This window comes from Pseudomonas sp. Irchel s3b6 (assembly GCF_900187415.1).
Lineage (GTDB): Bacteria > Pseudomonadota > Gammaproteobacteria > Pseudomonadales > Pseudomonadaceae > Aquipseudomonas.
On record NZ_FYDM01000035.1, the window covers coordinates 1 to 1,925 of the forward strand.

1 protein-coding gene is annotated in these 1,925 nt (G+C 60.0%); it reads left to right on the forward strand.

Translation table 11 applies throughout. The features are described from left to right. Positions 1-429 precede the first annotated feature (429 nt). Entirely contained in the window at positions 430-1,851 is a 1,422-nt protein-coding gene (ltrA, locus tag CKW07_RS25030; protein ID WP_095147508.1) for a group II intron reverse transcriptase/maturase, read from the forward strand. Positions 1,852-1,925 lie beyond the last annotated feature (74 nt).

The window sequence follows — 1,925 nt, forward strand, 5'->3', positions numbered from 1 at the left end:
TGCGTGCGCCAGGCATGGCGCGTTGCGCGTAAGCGCAACCAGTTTGGCTATGGTGGCCACGCTGGTGACTTGGAGGTGCAAGTCCTCTACACACCCGGCAAGGGGAAGTGTTAGCCAGAGGCAAGGGTGTCGCGGGTGACCGCGAATCTGAAGGAAGCCCGAGGCAAAATGCTGGCCTGACGAACAGGAAGCGGATTAGGCGGCGTAGCGGGGTAAGACGGCGCATATCGTCAAAGCCCAATACTTGCACGGAACGCTACGACGTGGATCCGACAGGCATAAGCAGGAAGGTCGCGCGAATTACCCTGGGAGATCTGCCCGTTTGCCAGTGTGCTACCGAGCGTCGAGAGGCGACGGGATGAGCGTGCAGAAGTCAGCCGAGGCCGTAGTAAGTGGCGAATAACCCCGCCACCAAGGGCCGAACAGGTTATGCCGCCAGTAGGCGCCAGAGTCTCGTCGAATGCTGAAACGCAGAATATTCTCCAAGAGAAGACTGTTTCCCCAAGTCCCGGACGGTATCCGAGGATGACGGCTGACAGGGCACAAGCATCGGCGGCGTCTGTGGCGTGGACGAACGCGGAGCCGGACACGCTGATGGAGCGGGTGCTTGCACCAGCCAACCTCAAGCGTGCGTATCAACGCGTAGTCAGCAACAAGGGTGCGCCGGGTGCTGATGACATGACGGTCGACGAATTGGCGGGCTATGTGAAACAGTATTGGCCGATCCTCAAGACTCGGCTGCTGGCCGGCGAGTACCACCCGCAAGGTGTACGCGCCGTCGACATCCCCAAGCCCAAAGGCGGGACAAGACAACTGGGTATCCCCAGCGTCGTGGATCGCCTGATCCAACAAGCCCTGCTGCAACAGCTCACGCCGATCTTTGATCCGTTGTTTTCGGACTACAGCTACGGCTTTCGTCCGGGCAGAAGCGCTCACCAAGCCATCGAAACAGCCCGTGCCCATGTGGCGGCGGGTCACCGCTGGTGCGTGGAACTTGATCTGGAGAAGTTCTTTGATTGGGTCAACCACGATGTATTGATGGCTTACGTAGCGCGCCAAATCGAAGACAAGCGTGTGCTCACGCTGATCCGCCGCTATCTCGAGGCCGGTGTGATGTCGGGCGGGATCGCCAGTCGACGACAGGAGGGGACGCCGCAAGGCGGCCCGCTCTCGCCGTTGCTGTCGAACATCCTGCTCAACGAACTCGACCAAGAGCTTATGCGGCGGAGTCATCGCTTCGTGCGCTATGCCGATGACGCGAACATTTACGTGGGCAGTCGTCGTGCCGGCGAACGAGTGATGGCTAGCACTGAGCGGTTCCTGAATCAGCGTTTGAGACTGAGTCTGAATCGGGAAAAGAGCCGCGTGGCGCGGCCTTGGGACTGTGGCTACCTGGGTTACGGGATGAGTTCACATCGGCAACCGAGACTGAGGGTGGCGACGATGAGTTTGGGTCGCTTGCGCGACCGACTCAGAGACCTGCTGTGTGGAGCGCGGGGCCGAAAGTTGTCGGATGTAATCGAGCAACTAAACCCCGTACTGCGTGGCTGGGCTGGCTACTTCAGGCTCAGCCAAAGCAAAGGTCCTCTTGAAGAGCTTGATGGCTGGGTGCGTCGAAAACTCCGTTGTGTCGTGTGGCGCCACTGGAAGCGGCCCTCGACGAGGGCTCGCAACCTGAGACGCCTTGGGCTCAGCGAGGTGACCGCCTGGAAATCAGCCGTTAACGGTCGAGGCCCGTGGTGGAACGCGGGGGCGCCCCATATGAATCTGGCTCTGCCTAAGAAGCAATGGGATGCGCTGGGGCTTGTCTCAATACTGGAAACGATTAACCGGCTTAGCCGCATAACCTGAACCGCCGTATACGGAACCGTATGTACGGTGGTGTGAGAGGACGGCGGTTGTGAAACCGCCTCCTACTCGATCCG

What these genes read in the sequence shown, in the direction of transcription:
- ltrA (WP_095147508.1), top strand. Translation starts at nt 430, where the DNA reads ATGCCGCCAGTAGGCGCCAGAGTCTCGTCGAATGCTGAAACGCAGAAT.